This is a genomic window from Streptomyces ruber (assembly GCF_014648075.1).
GTDB lineage: Bacteria > Actinomycetota > Actinomycetes > Streptomycetales > Streptomycetaceae > Streptomyces > Streptomyces ruber.
The window spans coordinates 1-17461 of the sequence record NZ_BMQK01000013.1 but is presented as its reverse complement, the minus strand read 5'-3'; the positions used below and the strand labels follow the sequence as shown (position 1 = coordinate 17461).

The 17461-nt window shown below is 67.7% G+C and carries 16 protein-coding genes and 1 pseudogene; 9 read left to right on the top strand and 8 right to left on the bottom strand.

Going from position 1 to position 17461, the window contains the following annotated elements; translation table 11 throughout:
* The first annotated feature begins 68 nt into the window (after nt 1–68).
* From IEZ04_RS24110 to IEZ04_RS24100, 3 genes are all read left to right on the top strand, one after another.
* Nucleotides 69–935 carry a GNAT family N-acetyltransferase gene (locus tag IEZ04_RS24110; RefSeq protein ID WP_189219040.1) on the top strand — a complete coding sequence of 289 codons (867 nt, stop codon included), beginning with the start codon at nt 69–71 and terminating at the stop codon, nt 933–935.
* 123 nt (nt 936–1058) lie between these two features.
* A complete protein-coding gene (locus IEZ04_RS24105) occupies nt 1059–1517 on the top strand; it encodes a MarR family winged helix-turn-helix transcriptional regulator (RefSeq protein ID WP_189219039.1) in 459 nt (152 codons plus the stop codon).
* A gap of 9 nt (nt 1518–1526) precedes the next feature.
* Complete coding sequence (locus IEZ04_RS24100; protein ID WP_189219038.1) at nt 1527–1979, top strand: GNAT family N-acetyltransferase; 453 nt, start codon at nt 1527–1529, stop codon at nt 1977–1979.
* A 107-nt stretch (nt 1980–2086) separates the two neighbouring features.
* Here IEZ04_RS24100 and IEZ04_RS24095 read toward each other — a convergent pair whose 3' ends face one another.
* Both IEZ04_RS24095 and dnaB read right to left on the bottom strand, forming a co-directional pair.
* Nucleotides 2087–3472, bottom strand: a complete 1386-nt coding sequence (locus IEZ04_RS24095; protein ID WP_189219037.1) for a serine hydrolase domain-containing protein — start codon at nt 3470–3472, stop codon at nt 2087–2089.
* A 100-nt stretch (nt 3473–3572) separates the two neighbouring features.
* The gene (gene dnaB, locus IEZ04_RS24090) at nt 3573–5048 is read right to left on the bottom strand and encodes a replicative DNA helicase (RefSeq protein WP_189219036.1); all 1476 of its coding nucleotides are present in this window, start codon (nt 5046–5048) and stop codon (nt 3573–3575) included.
* 450 nt (nt 5049–5498) lie between these two features.
* Here dnaB and IEZ04_RS24085 point away from each other — a divergent pair, with 450 nt between their 5' ends.
* Nucleotides 5499–6845: an MATE family efflux transporter gene (locus IEZ04_RS24085; protein WP_373296353.1), complete on the top strand. Its 1347-nt coding sequence runs from the start codon at nt 5499–5501 to the stop codon at nt 6843–6845.
* Between the two features lie 146 nt (nt 6846–6991).
* Here IEZ04_RS24085 and rplI read toward each other — a convergent pair whose 3' ends face one another.
* The 4 genes from rplI to rpsF all read right to left on the bottom strand — a co-directional run bounded on the left by rplI (nt 6992) and on the right by rpsF (nt 8696).
* Complete coding sequence (gene rplI, locus IEZ04_RS24080; RefSeq protein WP_189219034.1) at nt 6992–7438, bottom strand: 50S ribosomal protein L9; 447 nt, start codon at nt 7436–7438, stop codon at nt 6992–6994.
* Nucleotides 7439–7456: 18 nt separating this feature from the next.
* Nucleotides 7457–7693 (bottom strand): 30S ribosomal protein S18, encoded by a 237-nt coding sequence (rpsR, locus tag IEZ04_RS24075; protein ID WP_003949403.1) that lies wholly within the window; start codon nt 7691–7693, stop codon nt 7457–7459.
* 57 nt (nt 7694–7750) lie between these two features.
* Nucleotides 7751–8329: a single-stranded DNA-binding protein gene (locus IEZ04_RS24070; protein WP_189219033.1), complete on the bottom strand. Its 579-nt coding sequence runs from the start codon at nt 8327–8329 to the stop codon at nt 7751–7753.
* A gap of 76 nt (nt 8330–8405) precedes the next feature.
* Complete coding sequence (gene rpsF, locus IEZ04_RS24065; RefSeq protein ID WP_100827172.1) at nt 8406–8696, bottom strand: 30S ribosomal protein S6; 291 nt, start codon at nt 8694–8696, stop codon at nt 8406–8408.
* A gap of 263 nt (nt 8697–8959) precedes the next feature.
* On the opposite strand from rpsF, the gene IEZ04_RS24060 reads away from it, so the two are divergent.
* The 3 genes from IEZ04_RS24060 to IEZ04_RS24050 all read left to right on the top strand — a co-directional run bounded on the left by IEZ04_RS24060 (nt 8960) and on the right by IEZ04_RS24050 (nt 11723).
* The gene (locus tag IEZ04_RS24060) at nt 8960–9274 is read left to right on the top strand and encodes a hypothetical protein (protein WP_189219032.1); all 315 of its coding nucleotides are present in this window, start codon (nt 8960–8962) and stop codon (nt 9272–9274) included.
* 199 nt (nt 9275–9473) lie between these two features.
* Nucleotides 9474–10595 carry a peptidoglycan bridge formation glycyltransferase FemX gene (femX, locus tag IEZ04_RS24055; protein WP_189219031.1) on the top strand — a complete coding sequence of 374 codons (1122 nt, stop codon included), beginning with the start codon at nt 9474–9476 and terminating at the stop codon, nt 10593–10595.
* Between the two features lie 96 nt (nt 10596–10691).
* Nucleotides 10692–11723 carry an alanine racemase gene (locus tag IEZ04_RS24050; protein WP_189219030.1) on the top strand — a complete coding sequence of 344 codons (1032 nt, stop codon included), beginning with the start codon at nt 10692–10694 and terminating at the stop codon, nt 11721–11723.
* A gap of 196 nt (nt 11724–11919) precedes the next feature.
* On the opposite strand, the gene IEZ04_RS24045 is transcribed toward IEZ04_RS24050, so the two are convergent.
* Both IEZ04_RS24045 and IEZ04_RS24040 read right to left on the bottom strand, forming a co-directional pair.
* Entirely contained in the window at nt 11920–13434 is a 1515-nt protein-coding gene (locus IEZ04_RS24045) for a glycosyltransferase family 87 protein (RefSeq protein ID WP_189219029.1), read from the bottom strand.
* Between the two features lie 118 nt (nt 13435–13552).
* A complete protein-coding gene (locus tag IEZ04_RS24040; RefSeq protein ID WP_189219028.1) occupies nt 13553–16219 on the bottom strand; it encodes a transglycosylase domain-containing protein in 2667 nt (888 codons plus the stop codon).
* Nucleotides 16220–16592: 373 nt separating this feature from the next.
* Here IEZ04_RS24040 and IEZ04_RS24035 point away from each other — a divergent pair, with 373 nt between their 5' ends.
* Both IEZ04_RS24035 and IEZ04_RS24030 read left to right on the top strand, forming a co-directional pair.
* Nucleotides 16593–17276, top strand: coding sequence for a PadR family transcriptional regulator (locus IEZ04_RS24035; protein WP_189219027.1), 684 nt, complete (start codon nt 16593–16595; stop codon nt 17274–17276).
* A 43-nt stretch (nt 17277–17319) separates the two neighbouring features.
* Nucleotides 17320–17461: pseudogene (locus IEZ04_RS24030) on the top strand (inositol-3-phosphate synthase); the annotation flags it as partial.

Below are 17461 nucleotides of genomic sequence, written 5' to 3'. Positions count from 1 at the left end.
CGAAAAGGACCTACCTTCCACACCAAATCGGTGGACGCGAGGGCAGCAGGTCGGACAACCTGACCTTCGTGCCGACTGCTTCCCTCGACGCTCTCCCCATTCGCCCCCTGACGCCCCACGACCTCAGTGCCTGCGCCGACTTGTCCGAGGACCGGGGCTGGCCTCGCGAAGAACACAAGTGGAGGCTGCTCCTCACCGCCGGAAGGGGCTACGGCATCGATGACCCTCGGGGTGGTCTCGTCTGCGCCTGCGTCGTCACGGCCTACGGCCCGGTGGATCGCCCCGGCCTCGCAGCGATCGGCATGGTGCTGGTGGCCGAGCGGTACGCCCGCCAAGGCGTCGGCCGCCGTCTGATGCGGCACGTGGTCGGGGACTTCGCGGCGATTCCGTTGACCCTGCACGCGACACCGCATGGCCGTCCTCTCTACGAGGAGCTCGGGTTCAAGGTCACCGGACGGACCGAGATGGTCATCGGGCCGTTCTCACCCGGCGGTCCGGAGCCCACGGCCGCCACGCGTCCGGCCGGTGCCGAAGACATGACCACCATCCTCCGGCTCGATGAGGAAATCTTCGGGACGGATCGCACTCATGTGATCACCCGCCTCCCAGCCTTCGCCGACCAGTTGCGTGTCGCCGAGGAGAACGGCCGGATCATCGGATACGCAGCCGCCTGGCCGAACACGGACACGGATGTTGTCGGCCCGCTGATCGCCCGTGACACCGAAACGGCGAAGGCACTGATCGCTTCGTTGGCCGCTCACACCGACCGTCCTCTGCGTACCGACATCGACGTGCGCCATGAGGAGCTACTGGCGTGGGTGAAGCAGCGCGGCCTGTCCTCCGTGGCATTCAACTCGGTGATGACTCACGGGATCGCGGAGTTGCCCGGCGACTGGACCCGTAGGTTCGCGCCCCTGACGGTGGCCGCAGGCTGAGGGCGCCTGGGTCGCTTCCCGAGCACCGGGTCAATCATTGCAAGGGCGTATTAACAGCGAGTGCTGGCTTTTGCTTCGGTGTTCTACCCTTGAAGGCAACCGCCTCGGGACGGAGGAACACGCATGACAGCGACGGATCCCGCGCTCACCGCTCTCTCCCAGGGCTGGTACGCCCTTTCACTGCTGCACGGCAGGATCGAGGCCCACATAGAGCGCACCCTGCAGACCAAGCACGACCTGAGCGTGCGCGAGTACTCCCTGCTCGACGTGCTCAGCCGACAGCACGACGGCGACGGGGGCCATCTGCAGATGAAGCAGGTGGCCGACGCGGTCGTCCTCAGCCAGAGCGCCACCACCCGGCTGGTCACCCGGCTCGAGAACCGTGGACTCCTCGAGCGCTATCTGTGCCCCACGGATCGGCGCGGCATCTACACGAACGTCACCGAAGCCGGCCTCGAGCTGCTCGCGGAAGCGCGCCCCACCAACGACACCGCCCTGCGTGAGGCACTCGACAAGGCCGCCGAAGATGCGGAGCTCGCCCCCCTGGTCCGTGCCGTGGAGTCACTGCACGCGGCCGTTTAGATTGCCGCCATGAGCGATATCCAGATACGCCGGGCCGTGGCCGACGACGTTCCCGTCATCGTGGCGATGCTCGCCGACGATCCGCTCGGCGCGCAGCGGGAGTCACTGGGAGACCTGACGCCCTACCTCTCGGCCTTCGAGCGTCTCGACGGCGACCCGAATCAGCACCTGGTTGTCGCGGTGCGCGAAAAGCATGTCGTCGGTACCCTCCAGCTCACGATCATCCCCGGACTGTCCCGCAGGGGCGCCACGCGCTCGATCATCGAAGGCGTTCGCATCCATGCCGACGCACGCCGTAGTGGCCTCGGTACGCAGCTCATCCAGTGGGCGATCGACGAGTCCCGACGCCAGGGGTGTCAGCTGGTGCAGCTGACCTCCGACGCCACCCGCACCGATGCCCAGCGCTTCTACAAGCGGCTGGGCTTCGTGGCCTCCCACGTGGGGTTCAAGTTGCCGCTCTGAGCGAGCGTGGACCACTGCCTGTGCCCGAGGGTGCTGTTTCACGTGGAACAGCACCCTCGGCGCGTACGAACGCCACTCGGCCTGGGAGCCGCCCCGTACGACGGCCCTCACGCGAAGCCGCGCCATCCCTCCGCATCCACTCCGCCCGGCACCTGAGCCGTCTGGTCGTACGGCTGACGCGTGAAGACGAACGATCCGAGGTCGAGATGGTCGACCTGCCCGTCAGGCCGTCGCACGGTCCGCAGTGACTCCCCGGCGAAGTAGTCGTCGAGCCCGGTCCACGTGCCGTCTCCGTTCGCCCGGAAACGCGAGCGGCGGGAGCCGTCCGCCAAGGGCCTCAGCGAGACCCCTCCCTCGGCTTCGAGCCGTAGCGCGAAGGCGTGCGTCCCCCAGTACCACTGGCCCGCCAGCTCCAGCACCGCACGGTCCACCTCGGGCAACGGCCGCCACGGCTCGGGGATCCTGGGCTCGGCCTCCGCCACAATGCGTACCAGGTCCGCAGCGGTGGCCGATACCAGTGGTCCTGAGGTGCAGTTGGCCAGTACGACGGCCGCCACGTCGTCCTCGACGCTGATCGTGAGGCCCGCCAGGAAGCCGGGCAGGGACCCCGCGTGCCCGACCAGGAACCGCCCGTCCCGGTGCTGGAGCTGCATGCCGAGCCCGTACGCCGATCCCGCGGCCACCTCTCCGGTCTCGGCCGGCGCGGCGGGCGTCCGCATCTCGCGAACGGACTCCGCGCTCAGCACCCGGTCGTCCCCCCGGGCGAGGAACACCGCGAAACGCGCGAGGTCGCTCGTGGTGGACCAGAGCTGGCCCGCGGGCGCCATGCGCCCCAGGTCCTCGGTGGGTTCCGGAAGCATCACGTCCGCCCACGGGTGCACGGCCCAGCCCGCCGCGTGCGGCTCCCGGGGGTGCACGCTCGTACGGTGCAGTCCCAGGGGCTGGAGCACCTCACGGCTCAGCACGTCCTCCCACGACGCGCCGCGGAGCTCCTCGACGAGCGCGCCCAGGAGCGTGTAGCCGGGGTTGGAGTAGTGGAATCGGCGGCCGATGGGATGCCGATGGGGCTGGTCGCCCAGCACATCGGCGAGTTCCGGCCGTAGCGAGCCGGGAGTGCGCTCCCACCAGGGCGCCGGGGACTCCGCCGCCAGACCGCCGGTGTGCGCCAGGAGCTCTGCGACCGTCGCCTCTCCCGCGCCCGTACCCGGCAGATGCTTCTCCAGCTGGTCACCGAGGTCCAGCAGTCCCTCGTCACGGAGGCGCAGTACGAGAACAGCGGTGAACGTCTTGGTGATCGACCCGATCCGGTACTGCACGTTCTCATCGGGTTCGTACCCGTCCAACGCACTGCGCGCTCCGGACCAGACGGTGTCGCCGCCCCGGACGACGGTCGCGACGAGCGACGGTGCGCGTCCTTCGGCCTGGGCCACGGCGATGCGGTGCAGCAGAGCCCTGCGTGTACCTGGAAGCAGCTCTCCCTGAGATGTCGTCATGGACCCAGTCCATCCGGTCAGGCGCCCTGCGTCGAGCGTATTTTCCCGGATGCGGAGCGGATCGGTCCGATCGCCGTTCCCTACGACCGCTGCCCGGCGATCAGGTCTGGGCCATGTCGACGAACCGCGAGTAGTGCCCCTGGAAGGCGACCGTGATGGTGGCCGTCGGGCCGTTACGGTGCTTGCCCACGATGATGTCCGCCTCGCCCGCGCGCGGCGACTCCTTCTCGTACGCGTCCTCGCGGTGCAGCAGGATCACCATGTCCGCGTCCTGCTCGATCGAGCCGGACTCTCGCAGGTCGGAGACCATGGGCTTCTTGTCCGTGCGCTGTTCGGGACCTCGGTTGAGCTGGGACAGAGCGATCACCGGCAGCTCCAGCTCCTTGGCCAGCAGCTTCAGGTTCCGGGACATGTCGGAGACCTCCTGCTGCCGGCTCTCGGACCGCTTGCCGCCCGACTGCATGAGCTGCAGATAGTCGATGACCACCAGCTTGAGGTCGTTGCGCTGTTTCAGACGGCGGCACTTGGCGCGGATCTCCATCATCGACAGATTCGGGGAGTCGTCGATGTAGAGCGGCGCGGCCGAGACGTCGGGCATACGGCGGGCCAGCCGGGTCCAGTCCTCATCGGTCATCGTGCCGGACCGCATGTGGTGCAGGGCGACACGGGCCTCGGCCGACAACAGCCGCATCGCGATCTCGTTGCGGCCCATCTCGAGCGAGAAGATGACGCTGGGCAGATTGTGCTTGATGGAAGCTGCCCGCGCGAAGTCCAGCGCCAGTGTGGACTTACCCATGGCGGGACGGGCCGCGATAATGATCATCTGGCCGGGGTGCAGTCCGTTGGTGAGCTGGTCGAGGTCGGTGAAGCCGGTCGGTACGCCGGTCATCTCGCCCGACCGCGAGCCGATCGCCTCGATCTCGTCGAGCGCGCCCTCCATGATGTCACCGAGCGGCAGATAGTCCTCTGTGGTGCGCTGCTCGGTGACCGCGAAGATCTCCGCCTGAGCTCTGTTGACGATTTCGTCGACGTCGTCGTCGCCCGCGTATCCCATCTGCGTGATGCGCGTACCGGCCTCGACGAGACGTCGCAGGACCGCGCGCTCGTGGACGATCTCGGCGTAGTACTCGGCGTTCGCCGCCGTCGGGACGGTCTGGACGAGGGTGTGCAGATAAGCGGCCCCGCCGACCTTGGTGATCTCACCACGCTTGGTGAGTTCGGCCGCGATGGTGATGGGGTCGGCCGGCTCCCCCTTCGCGTAGACGTCGAGAATCGCCTGGTAGATCGTTTCGTGAGCCGGCTTGTAGAAGTCCTGGCCCTTGAGGATCTCCACGACGTCCGCGATGGCGTCCTTCGACAGGAGCATGCCGCCCAGCACGGACTGCTCCGCGTTGAGATCCTGCGGAGGAACACGTTCGAAGGACGACCCCGCGCTTTCCCAGGCATCACCGTCCCGGCCGCGCTCATGCTGCTCGTCGCGTCCCCGTCCGTCGTTCCCGCGCCGGCGGGAGGCGGGCAGACGGTCGCCGGGTCCGCTGTCGGCCCACGGCTCGTCCAATGGCTCGGAAATGCTCACCGGGCCACCTCCTCCCGTCCGCCGTGCGGACCTAGCCGTGCCTCTCTTTGATACGGCACGGCACTGACATATGAGAGACCCAACTCCGCTTCAGCCGCGTCGGATTTGTGCGACTTCCAAGGGCCGAGGACGGGTCGGGCGCCGGACCACGGTAGGCCGCTCGGCAGCGTCAGCCAATCTGGTTATCCACAGGCCATGTGGACGACCGCCCCGATGCTGTGGAGAACCCCGCGAAACCTGTGCACGAGACAGTGGACAGCCCTGTGAACAAGCCCCCGACCGCCTGGAACAAACGCTTTTGACCTGCTGTTTTCCCATCCACGGGCTGTGCAGAAGAAAAACTTCGCCGACTGGGCCAAGATCCTCTCGAACGGCCCACCGCGACACGCCCGGAGATATGCCTCGTAAGGGTCACCAATCAGGTGTACGCCTTACCTGTGGAAGATTAGATTGGTGGTCATGACACAGGCTCCCACCGCATCCAGAGCCGTCCGGCGTCGGCACGACAGAGAGATCGTCACGCTGGCGGTTCCGGCCTTCGGCGCGCTCGTCGCCGAGCCTCTCTTCCTCCTGGCCGACACCGCCATCGTCGGCCACCTCGGCACCGCGCAACTCGCCGGCCTCGGCGTCGCCTCCGCCCTGCTGACCACCGCCGTGAGCGTCTTCGTCTTTCTGGCGTACGCCACCACGGCCGCCGTCTCCCGTCGCGTGGGGGCCGGGGATCTACGTGCCGCCATTCGCCAGGGCATGGACGGCATCTGGCTGGCGCTGCTGCTCGGCGCCGCCGTCATCGCCGTCGTCCTGCCGACCGCGCCCACGTTGGTGAGCCTGTTCGGTGCCTCGGACACCGCGGCCCCGTACGCGACGACCTATCTGCGCATCTCCGCACTGGGCATCCCGGCGATGCTCGTCGTGCTCGCCGTCACTGGCGTGCTGCGCGGACTCCAGGACACGAAGACACCGTTGTACGTCGCCGGCGGGGGCTTCGTGGCCAACGCCGCTCTCAACGCGGGCCTGGTGTACGGCGCCGACCTCGGCATCGCCGGTTCTGCCTGGGGCACCGTCATCGCCCAGTACGGAATGGTCGCCGTCTACCTCTGGGTCGTGATCCGCGGAGCACGCCGCCACGGCGCTTCCCTCCGCCCCGATGCCACCGGGATCCGGGCCTCTGCCAGGGCCGGGGCACCACTCCTGGTGCGTACGCTGTCGCTACGAGCGATTCTGATGATCGCCACCGCGGTCGCCGCGAGGCTCGGGGACGCGGACGTCGCCGCCCACCAGATCATTCTGTCCCTGTGGAGCCTGCTGGCTTTCGCGCTCGACGCGATCGCCATAGCCGGGCAGGCCATCATCGGCCGGTATCTCGGGGCGGGCGACGCCCAGGGGGCTCGCGACGTCTGCCGCCGCATGGTGCAGTGGGGTATCGCCACCGGGATCGCGCTGGGACTCCTCGTCATCGTCAGCCGTCCCGTGTTCGTGCCCCTCTTCACAAGTGATCCGCTCGTCCAGGACACAGCGCTGCCCGCTCTCCTCGTCGTGGCGCTCTCCCAGCCGATCTCCGGAGTCGTATTCGTCCTCGACGGTGTTCTGATGGGTGCCGGTGACGGTCCCTACCTCGCTTGGGCCATGCTGCTGACGCTGGCCGTGTTCACGCCCGTAGCACTACTCGTGCCGACCCTCGGTGGTGGGCTGACCGCTCTCTGGGGGGCGATGACCCTCATGATGGCGACACGCCTGCTCACCTTGTGGCAGCGTTCCCGCTCGGGCCGCTGGATCGTCACGGGTGCGACCCGCTGATCGGAGATTTCAGATCATCGAGTGCGGTTTCACGTGAAACGTCGCCTGGGTTTCGAGTGCCCCACCTGTCCGTAGCACCCGGGACAGGGAGAAGGGCCGCATCCCGAGGGATGCGGCCCTTCTCTCAGTTCTGCCGAACGCGACGGTCAGGCCGCGACAACCTCGATGTTGACCTTGGCGGCCACCTCGGGGTGCAGACGCACGGACGTCTCGTGGGCGCCCAGCGTCTTGATCGGCGTGCCCAGCTCGATGCGGCGCTTGTCGACCTCGGGGCCACCGGACGCCTTGATCGCCGAAGCGATGTCGGCCGGGGTGACGGAACCGAAGAGACGGCCGGCGTCGCCGGAGCGGACGGCCAGGCGAACCTTGACGCCCTCGAGCTGGGCCTTCACCTGGTTGGCCTGCTCGATGGTCTGGATCTCGTGGATCTTGCGAGCACGACGGATCTGCTCGACGTCCTTCTCGCCGCCCTTGGTCCAGCGGATGGCGAACTTCCGCGGGATCAGGTAGTTGCGAGCGTAACCGTCCTTGACGTCGACGACGTCGCCCGCGGCACCGAGGCCGGAGACCTCGTGGGTGAGGATGATCTTCATGAGTCGGTCACCCTTCCCTTAGCGCGCGGTGGAGGTGTAGGGCAGCAGCGCCATCTCACGGCTGTTCTTCACGGCCGTGGCGACGTCACGCTGGTGCTGCGTGCAGTTGCCGGTCACGCGGCGGGCACGGATCTTGCCGCGGTCGGAAATGAACTTCCGCAGCATGTTCGTGTCCTTGTAGTCCACGTACGTGACCTTGTCCTTGCAGAAAGCGCAGACCTTTTTCTTCGGCTTGCGCACAGGCGGCTTCGCCATGGTGTTTCTCCTGTGTGATCAAGAAGTGTGGGTGCGCCCCACCCCCGGCCCGGAGGCCTAGAAGGGGGGCTCGTCCGAGTAGCCGCCGCCACCGCCGGAGCCGCCGGAACCGCCGCCCCAGCCGCCACCGCCCTGGCCGCCGGCGGGAGCGCCGGTCGCCCAGGGGTCGTCGGCCGGAGCGCCGCCGCCCTGCTGGCCGCCACCGGGGCCACCGCCCCAGCCGCCGCCACCCTGGCCGCCACCGCCGCCGTATCCGCCCTGGCCACCGCGGCCGGAGGTCTTGGTGACCTTGGCCGTGGCGTTGCGCAGGCTGGCGCCGACCTCGTCGACGTCGAGCTCGTAGACCGTGCGCTTGACGCCCTCACGATCCTCGTAGGACCGCTGCTTCAGCCGGCCCTGCACGATGACGCGCATGCCTCGCTGGAGCGACTCGGCGACGTTCTCCGCCGCCTGGCGCCAGACCGAGCAGGTCAGGAAGAGGCTCTCGCCGTCCTTCCACTCGTTCGTCTGGCGGTCGAAGGTGCGGGGCGTGGACGCGACACGGAACTTCGCGACCGCCGCACCGGAAGGGGTGAAGCGCAGCTCGGGATCATCGACAAGATTGCCGACGACCGTGATGACGGTCTCGCCTGCCATGGGGAACCTCTCGGCGGGTTTGCTGCTGGCTGCTTGTGCTGCTACTCGAATCCCGGAGTCAGCCGAGCTGGAGAGCTCAGTGAGTCTCGGGACGGAGGACCTTGGTCCGGAGGACCGACTCGTTCAGGTTCATCTGGCGGTCGAGCTCCTTGACGACCGCAGGCTCGGCCTGCAGGTCGATGACCGAGTAGATCCCCTCGGGCTTCTTCTTGATCTCGTACGCGAGACGACGACGGCCCCAGGTGTCGACCTTCTCCACCTTGCCGTTGCCCTCACGGACGACGGACAGGAAGTTCTCGATCAGGGGGGCGACGGAGCGCTCCTCCAGATCGGGGTCGAGGATGACCATCACCTCGTAGTGACGCATGTGGAACCCACCTCCTCTGGACTCAGCGGCCACGGTCGTTCCGTGGCAGGAGGGTTGTTATGCGTACGCAACGGTATCGGCCACCACTGACAATCGGGGGTCCCGGTCGGGAAACCCGGCCATAGCCTGGGCAGACACCGGTGCAGACGGTACAGGGTACCCGCACACCCGCTTCCGGTTGAAATCCGGCGGCAGTGACCGACAATCGGTACACATCGGGTGTGTGCGGCGCTACGATGCTCCGCCTTCCGCAGGAGGTGCCCATGACACAGACAATGCGACCCCGCATGGCAGGCTCCCTGTTCGCCACCGATCACCGGTCCCATCCAGTGCAGAACACCCTGCTGGCCGTGACGCTCGTGCTCGGTGTGCTCTCCCTCGTCACGGCCGGGTTCCACCACCTGCACCTGGTCAGCTCCTGGGCCGGACTGGTAGGGATCTTCACCGGCGCCTACGGGCAGTACATCTCGGAGACGACCCGTGAGCGCTTCGGCCTGATCCTGGGACTCGGCGCCTCGGGTATCGGGTTCTTCCTCGGCATGGCCCACGGTGGCCTCTTCGGGGGCATCGCCGGCTGACCGGTGTCGGCCGGGCGACGGATCGCCCGCCGCCGTCCGGACACACGTTCGCGATGCCCTTCCTGCGCCCCGGTCCCGTACCGGGTGGGGCGCAGGTTGCCCACGCCCAAACGGGGGGCGCGCAGGGCGCAGTAGGCTTCGGCGCGAGAGCCGGAGCCCCTGTACCCATGGGGACACACCAGCCCGAGGAGCGCCCCGAATGAGCCTGACCCTGAGGACCATCAGCCGAGAGCAGCATCTGGCGTACATCCAGAGCCTGCCGTCGGCGAGCCACATGCAGGTCCCGGCCTGGGCAGATGTCAAGGCGGAGTGGCGCTCCGAGAGCCTCGGCTGGTTCGACGGCAGAACCGGTGAACTGGTCGGCGTGGGCCTGGTCCTCTACCGCCAGCTGCCCAAGATCAAGCGTTATCTCGCTTATCTGCCCGAGGGTCCGGTCATCAACTGGTACGCGCCGAACCTCGTCGAGTGGCTCGAGCCGATGCTCGCGCACCTCAAGCAGCAGGGTGCCTTCTCCGTGAAGATGGGCCCGCCGGTGATCATCCGGCGCTGGGAGGCCACGTCCATCAAGAAGGGCATCCAGGACCCGGACGTGAAGCGTCTGCGGGACATCGAGGCCGACTTCATCGAGCCGCGTGCCTTCGAGGTGGCCGACAAACTGCGCCGCATGGGGTGGCAGCAGGGCGAGGACGGCGGCGCCGGCTTCGGCGACGTGCAGCCCCGTTACGTCTACCAGGTGCCGCTGGCCAACCGGTCCCTGGAAGAGGTCCACAAGAACTTCAACCAGCTGTGGCGCCGCAACATCAAGAAGGCCGAGAAGGCGGGCGTCGAGGTGGTCCAGGGTGGCTACCACGACCTGGAGGAGTGGCAGCGGCTGTACGAGATCACCGCCGTCCGCGACCGTTTCCGGCCCCGCCCGCTGTCGTACTTCCAGCGCATGTGGACGGCCCTCAACACCGAGGACCCCAACCGCATGCGGCTGTACTTCGCCCGGCACAACGGGGTGAACCTCTCGGCGGCGACGATGCTGGTGGTCGGCGGCCACGTCTGGTACTCGTACGGCGCCTCGGACAACATCGGGCGCGAGGTGCGGCCCTCGAACGCGATGCAGTGGCGGATGCTGCGCGACGCCTACGCCCTCGGCGCAACCGTCTACGACCTGCGCGGCATCTCCGACTCGCTGGACGAGACCGACCACCTCTTCGGCCTGATCCAGTTCAAGGTGGGTACGGGCGGACAGGCGGCCGAGTACCTCGGCGAGTGGGACTTCCCGCTCAACAAGCTGCTGCACAAGGCGCTGGACATCTACATGTCGCGCCGCTGATCCGGCCGCCCGGCCGCGCCGCTCCGGCGGATGCACCACAATTCCGTTTCATCCACTGATACACCGCAAGCCACGAGAAAGGTTCCGGGACCGGCCATGGCGCTCACGCTCTACGTCGACACCGCGCGCTGGCGGGCACACCACAAGCACGTGCAGGAGCAGTTCCCGGGCCTCGTGCCCGTCTGCAAGGGCAACGGCTACGGCTTCGGCCACGAGCGGCTGGCGGAGGAGGCCACGCGCCTCGGTACGGACGTCCTCGCCGTCGGCACGACGTACGAAGCCGCGCGGATCAAGGACTACTTCAGTGGTGACCTGCTGGTACTCACGCCGTTCAGGAGGGGCGAGGAGCCCGTCCCGCTGCCCGACCGCGTCATTCGCTCGGTCTCGTCCATCGACGGCGTGTACGGCCTCGTGGGCGCCCGTGTGGTGATCGAGGTCATGTCCTCGATGAAGCGGCACGGCGTGAGCGAGCAGGACCTGCCCCAGCTCCACGCCGCCATAGAGAACGTCCGGCTGGAGGGCTTCGCCATCCATCTGCCGCTGGACCGTACCGACGGCTCGGACGCCGTCGAGGAGGTCATCGGCTGGATGGACCGGCTTCGCGCGGCCCGGCTCCCGCTGCACACCATGTTCGTGAGCCACCTCAAGGCCGAGGAACTCGTCCGGTTGCAGCAGCAGTTCCCGCAGACCCGCTTCCGCGCCCGTATCGGCACCCGGTTGTGGCTCGGGGACCACGAAGCGACCGAGTACCGCGGGGCCGTCCTGGACGTCACCCGCGTGGCCAAGGGCGACCGCTTCGGTTACCGGCAGCAGAAGGCGGCCTCGGACGGCTTCCTGGTGGTCGTGGCGGGCGGTACGTCGCACGGTGTGGGCCTGGAGGCTCCCAAGGCGCTGCACGGCGTCATGCCGCGCGCCAAGGGCGTCGCCCGCGCGGGTCTCGCCACGGTGAACCGCAACCTCGCCCCGTTCGTCTGGGGCGGCAAGCAGCGCTGGTTCGCCGAGCCTCCGCACATGCAGGTGTCGATTCTGTTCGTGCCCGCGGACGCCCCGGAACCGCAGGTGGGCGACGAACTCGTCGCTCATCTGCGACACACCACGACCCAGTTCGACCGGATCGTCGATCACTGAACTGCGCGGGGCGTGAGCGCCCCCAGGAGCCTTTCAGAGGACAACAGCAGCGGCCCGGACGCCTGGCGGGCGTCCGGCTCCCGAGATGGCCACGCAGAGGGCCGTACACGGACTTCGTGTACGGCCCTCTGCGGCATCCGGGTACCGTCCGTGTCCCGGGCCCCCGTTGTGTCCCGGCACCCCCCAGCGTGTTCGCTCAAGGCGAACGGTGCTCTGGATCCCGGTTGCCCCACTCGACAGGCGGTCCGCCGGGGTGCGTCTCCTGCGGCACGGGATGCGGTACGGCCGCCCGGCCCAGCACGAAGACGTCCTTCGCCCCGTCCAGCACTCCGCCCGCCGGATCGTCGTCGCCGGCCCTCCGGACCACGTCCCGCTCCGGCATGTAGATGTCGCGCACGACGACCGCACACAGGTAGAGCGTCCCCACAAGGTGCAGGACGACCGCGAGGTGGTAGCCCTCGACCGGCAGTCCCTTGTGGGCGTCCCCGCTGGTCGTGTACGCGAGGTACATCCAGATACCGAGGAAGTACATGACCTCGCACGCCTGCCAGACCAGGAAGTCCCGCCAGCGCGGCCGGGCCAGCGCGGCGAGCGGGACGAGCCACAGCACGTACTGCGGCGAGTAGACCTTGTTGGTGAGGATGAAGGCCGCGACGATCAGAAAGGCGAGCTGGGCGAAGCGCGGCCGGCGTGGCGCGGTGAACGTCATCGCGGCGATGCCCGCACAGGCCAGCACCATCATGATCATCGCGTAGGCGTTGGCCGTCTCCGGAGTGATCTGGATGTTCATCCGCTGTGAGATCACCAGGAAGACGGAGCCGAAGTCGACGCCGCGCTCACGGCTGAAGCCGTAGAACTTCGCCCATCCCTCCGGTGCGAGCAGCATCACCGGGAGGTTCACGATCAGCCAGGCTCCCACCGCGCCCGACAGGGCGGTGCCGAACTCCCGCCACCTACCAGCCCGCCAGCACAGCACCAACAGCGGACCGAGCACCAGGAACGGGTAGAACTTGGCCGCCGTGGCGAGTCCGATCAGGACGCCGAAGGCGAGAGGACGCTCCCGGGACCACATCAGCAGAGCCGCGGCCAGCAGTGCCACGGCGAGCAGGTCCCAGTTGATCGTGGCCGTCAGCGCGAAGGCGGGCGCGAGAGCGACCAGGAGGCCGTCCCAGGGGCGCCGCCGCTGGGTGCGCACGGTGCACACGGCGATGACCGCCGCGCACGCCATCAGCATCCCCGCGTTGACCATCCAGTACCACTGCTCCTGGTCCTGGATGCTGCCGCTGCCGGGGGTGAGCCAGGAGGCGACTTCCATGAAGACGCCGGTCAGCACCGGGTACTCCAGGTACTCCATATCGCCGGGCAGCTTGTCGAAGTACGGCACGAGCCCGTCGGCGAAGCCGCGTCCCTGGTAAAGGTGCGGAATGTCCGAGTAGCAGGCGTGCGTGTACTGGGAACTGGCTCCGAAGAACCAGGCGCCGTCGTAGCAGGGCAGTTTCTGCACCATGCCGAGGGCGAACATGCCGATCGCGACGAGCGCGATCACCCGTACGGGAGTCCACCAGGACGTCCCGAGCAGTGCGCGCCGCCCGACGGGGCCGCCGATCAGCTCACTGCCGGAAGCCGCGATCTCGTCCTCCCTCGTCGGCCGCACGAGGTCCGGCTCGTCCACGCTCACTTGCGTCGTGTCTGCACTGGGCATGCGGCACATCCTGCCGTACGCACCTGGGCACAGGCCGAGGGCCGCCGCACCCAGGCGGGTGCGGCGGCCCTCGTTTCACGTGGAACGCCCCACGATGGCCGTTTCACGTGAAACAGCCTCAACCGTGTCAGTCTTCGTTGCCTTTTCCATTGGTCCCGGCGAAGAAACCACCACCGCTGTCATTGCCTTGTGAGTCGCTCTCGCTCTGCGATGCCGAGGGGGACGCCTCGTCATCCGGATCGCCGCTCTCATTGCCGCCGTTGTCGTTTCCGATCGTGCCTCCACACGTGGGATCGAACGGGTTGTTGCAGGTCTGGCTCGGCGACGTGCTGGGCTCGGGATCTTCGCTCTCGGTCGGCGTCGGGCTCGGCTCAGGGCTCTCTTCCTCCTCCTCGGTCTCGGTCACCGTCGGAGTCGGGATCGGGTCCGGTTCGTCGTTGATGACCTCACCGATGGGCTCGGGCGTCGGGAAGTCGATGACTTCCTTGCCCTTGAGCGCCTGCTCCATGTAGTCGTGCCAGATCTCCGCCGGGAACGAGGCACCGTGGATGGAGTCCTCGTTTCCGGTGCCGTACATCTCCAGGAACTCGCGGTTCTTGTTGTTCTCGTCGTCGTCCATCCGGTACATGCCGATGGCGGTCGACAACTGCGGGGTGTACCCGACGAACCAGGCGGACTTGTTGCCGTCGGTGGTGCCGGTCTTGCCGGCCACCTCACGACCGGGCAGTGCGGCGCTGGTACCCGTACCGTCGTCGACCACGGTCTTCAGGACGTCGGTGACGTTGTCGGCGACCTTGGCCTCGAAGACGTTCTCCTTCTCCGCGACACTGTCGTGCGAGAACACGACACCGTCCCGGTCGGTCACCTCCGACACCGAGTGGAGGTCGTACCTCGTGCCACTGGCCGCGAAGGTGGCGTACGCACCGGCCAGACGGATGGCGCTGGGATCGGACGTACCGATCGAGAAGGACGGGTAGTCGGCGCTGGCCAGGCTGCTCTCGAGGATGCCCGCGTCCACGGCGGCCTCCTTGACCTTGTCCAGGCCGACGTCCATGCCGAGCTGGACGAAGGCGGAGTTGGCCGAGATCCTCATCGCCTCGCGGAGGGTGATGTCGTACTTCGGCGGCTCGCCGTACGACTCGTCACCGTCGTTGACCTGCAGCCACTCCTTGCCCTCCTCGTTGTGCCAGACGTTCCCGTCGTACGTGTTGATCTTCAGCTTGTTCTTGCCGCTGTACAGGCTCTCCGGGGAGGCGATGGTGCGCTCGTCCTGAGCCTGGACGGGGTCGCCGTCGGGATCGCGGACGCCCCACTTCATGGCTGCCGCCAGGACGAACGGCTTGAACGTCGAACCCACCTGCGCACCGGTCTGGTCCGCGTTGTTGGTGAAGTGCTCGGTCGCGTCGACACCGCCGTAGATCGCCTTGATCGCACCCGACGCCGGATCCACCGACGCGCCACCGAACTCCACGTGGGTGTCCGTCTCCGGGCGCTTCTCGGGATCGATGTTCTCCTTCTGCACCTTCGTGACGGCCGCTTCGAGCTGATCGACCATCTTCTTGTCGAAGGTGGTGTGGATCTCGTAGCCGCCCTGCTGCAGCTGCTCAGCGGTGATGTCGGTGTTGTTGATGATGTAAGCCTGGGCGAGATCGACGAGGTAACCGATCTGGCCGCTCAGCTGAGTGTTCGACCGCGGGCTCTGCACCTCGGGGAACTCCGTGAACTTGTCCCGCTCGGCCTGTTCGATACGCCCGTCCGCGACCATTTCGTCGAGGATCCACTTCCAGCGCTTCTCGGCCCGCATCCGGTTGTCCTGAGGAGTGGCGGCCGGGTCGATCGACGTGGCGCCGGCCGGGTCGTAGTAGGTCGCTCCCTTCAGCACCGATGCCAGGAAGGCGCACTCGCTCGCATTCAGCTCGGCGGCCTTCTTGCCGAAGTACGCGCGGGAGGCTGCCTGGAGGCCGTAGGCGCCCCGGCCGTAGTAGGCGGTGTTCAGGTAACCCGCCATGACCTTCTCCTTGGAGACCTGCTGGCCCACCTTGATGGAGATGAAGAGCTCTTTGAACTTCCGGGACAGGGTCTGCGACTGGTCGTTCAGCATCGCGTTCTTCACGTACTGCTGAGTGATGGTCGAGCCGCCCTGTGTCTGACCACCCGTGGCCATGTTCAGCAGGGCGCGCCCGATGCCCCTGGGGTCGATGCCGCTGTCCTCCAGGAACGTCTTGTTCTCGGCCGACATGACCGCGAACCGCATCGCTTCGGGGATCTCTTCGTACGGGATGATCTGGCGGTTTATCTCGCCACCGGTGGCGACCATCTGGCTGCCGTCGGCCCAGTAGTAGACGTTGTTCTGCGCCTCCGCGGCCTTCGCCGGGTCGGGTACGCCCACCACGGCGTACCCGATGCCCGCCACCGCCACCATGCTCCCGAAGAAGCCGATGAACAGTCCGGTGACCAGCCGCCACGACGGCATCCAGCGCGCGACGCCGTACTTGCCCGCGCGCGGGTAGTCGATGAACCGTTTACGGGCCGACGGGGCAGCGCGCCCCCGGCCGCGTCCCGGGCCCTCGGCCGCTCTGCGGCGGCCGCCGCCCGATCCTCTCTGCGCCGCCCGGCGGGCCTCGGCACGGCCCCCGTACGGGCGCTCGTCACCCTCCGGACCATAGGAGCCGGAGGGAGATCCGGTGGCGCCTCGCGGAGCCGCGCGGCGGCCGGAGGGCGCCGACTGGCCGCGTCGGGCGGCCGCACGTCCGCCTCCCTGCGACGGCGGCGGTTTGCGACGGTGCTCGCTCATCGAACGACTACTCCTCGGGCAGGCGCACCCGTGCGCGCCTCGAAACGGCAGCTGCTTTCCGGTCCCCCCGGAGTACGGATGCGGTCATCCCCGCATTCACCCGTACTGCACCAGGGACGACGACGCCCCCGGGCATCACTCGGTTCCCGGTGGTTTGCATGGCGCACAGACTACGCACCGGCGAAACCGACCGAGCACCGAACTTCATCCCAAAACAGGCAAGTTGCGTCCCACGAAACGGTGATGTGATCCCGTTCACCGTGCCCCCTCTTGTCGCTGATGGAGGGGCGTTCTATCGTGCTGATGTATCGAGTCGATACATCAGCACGACATAAAGACGTCTCGGTGAGGCCGTGGCAGAGAGGAGGCGACCATGAGCCGGCGTTCCGGCATCCTCGAGTTCGCCGTACTCGGACTGCTCCGTGAGGCCCCGATGCACGGCTATGAGCTGCGCAAACGACTCAATACGTCACTGGGTGTGTTCCGTGCCTTCAGCTACGGGACGCTGTACCCCTGCCTCAAGGCGCTCGTCGCGAACGGCTGGTTGGTCGAGGAATCGGGAGGAGCCCAGCAGGAGCCTCCCGCCGCTCCGCTCACGGGCCGCCGCGCCAAGATCGTCTACCGGCTGACGGCGGAAGGTAAGGAGCACTTCGAGGAACTGCTCTCACAGACGGGACCCGACGCGTACGAGGACGAGCACTTCGCCGCTCGTTTCGCCTTCTTCGGGCAGACCTCCCGCGATGTGCGCATGCGCGTCCTGGAGGGGCGCCGCAGCCGCCTGGAGGAGCGCCTGGAGAAGATGCGCGCCTCGCTCGCGCGTACCCGGGAGCGCCTCGACGACTACACCCTCGAGCTCCAGCGCCACGGGATGGAGTCCGTGGAGCGCGAAGTGCGCTGGCTGAACGAGCTCATCGAGAGCGAGCGGGCGGGACGGGACCTCAAGGGTTCCGTCACCGGGGAGACCGCTTCGCAGGACACCACATCTGGAGCGTCGGGCGGCCTGCCGCGGCGGGGAGAGGACTCCCCGCCGGATACGCCCGACGACACCGCCTCGTGAGGTCCGCTCAGGACCTCACTCGTACACACAGGGAGCAGCCGGAATGGGTTCGGTTCGCGTAGCCGTCGTCGGCGTGGGCAACTGCGCCGCGTCGCTGGTGCAGGGGGTCGAGTACTACAAGGACGCCGACCCGGCGTCCAAGGTGCCCGGCCTCATGCACGTGCAGTTCGGTGACTACCACGTCC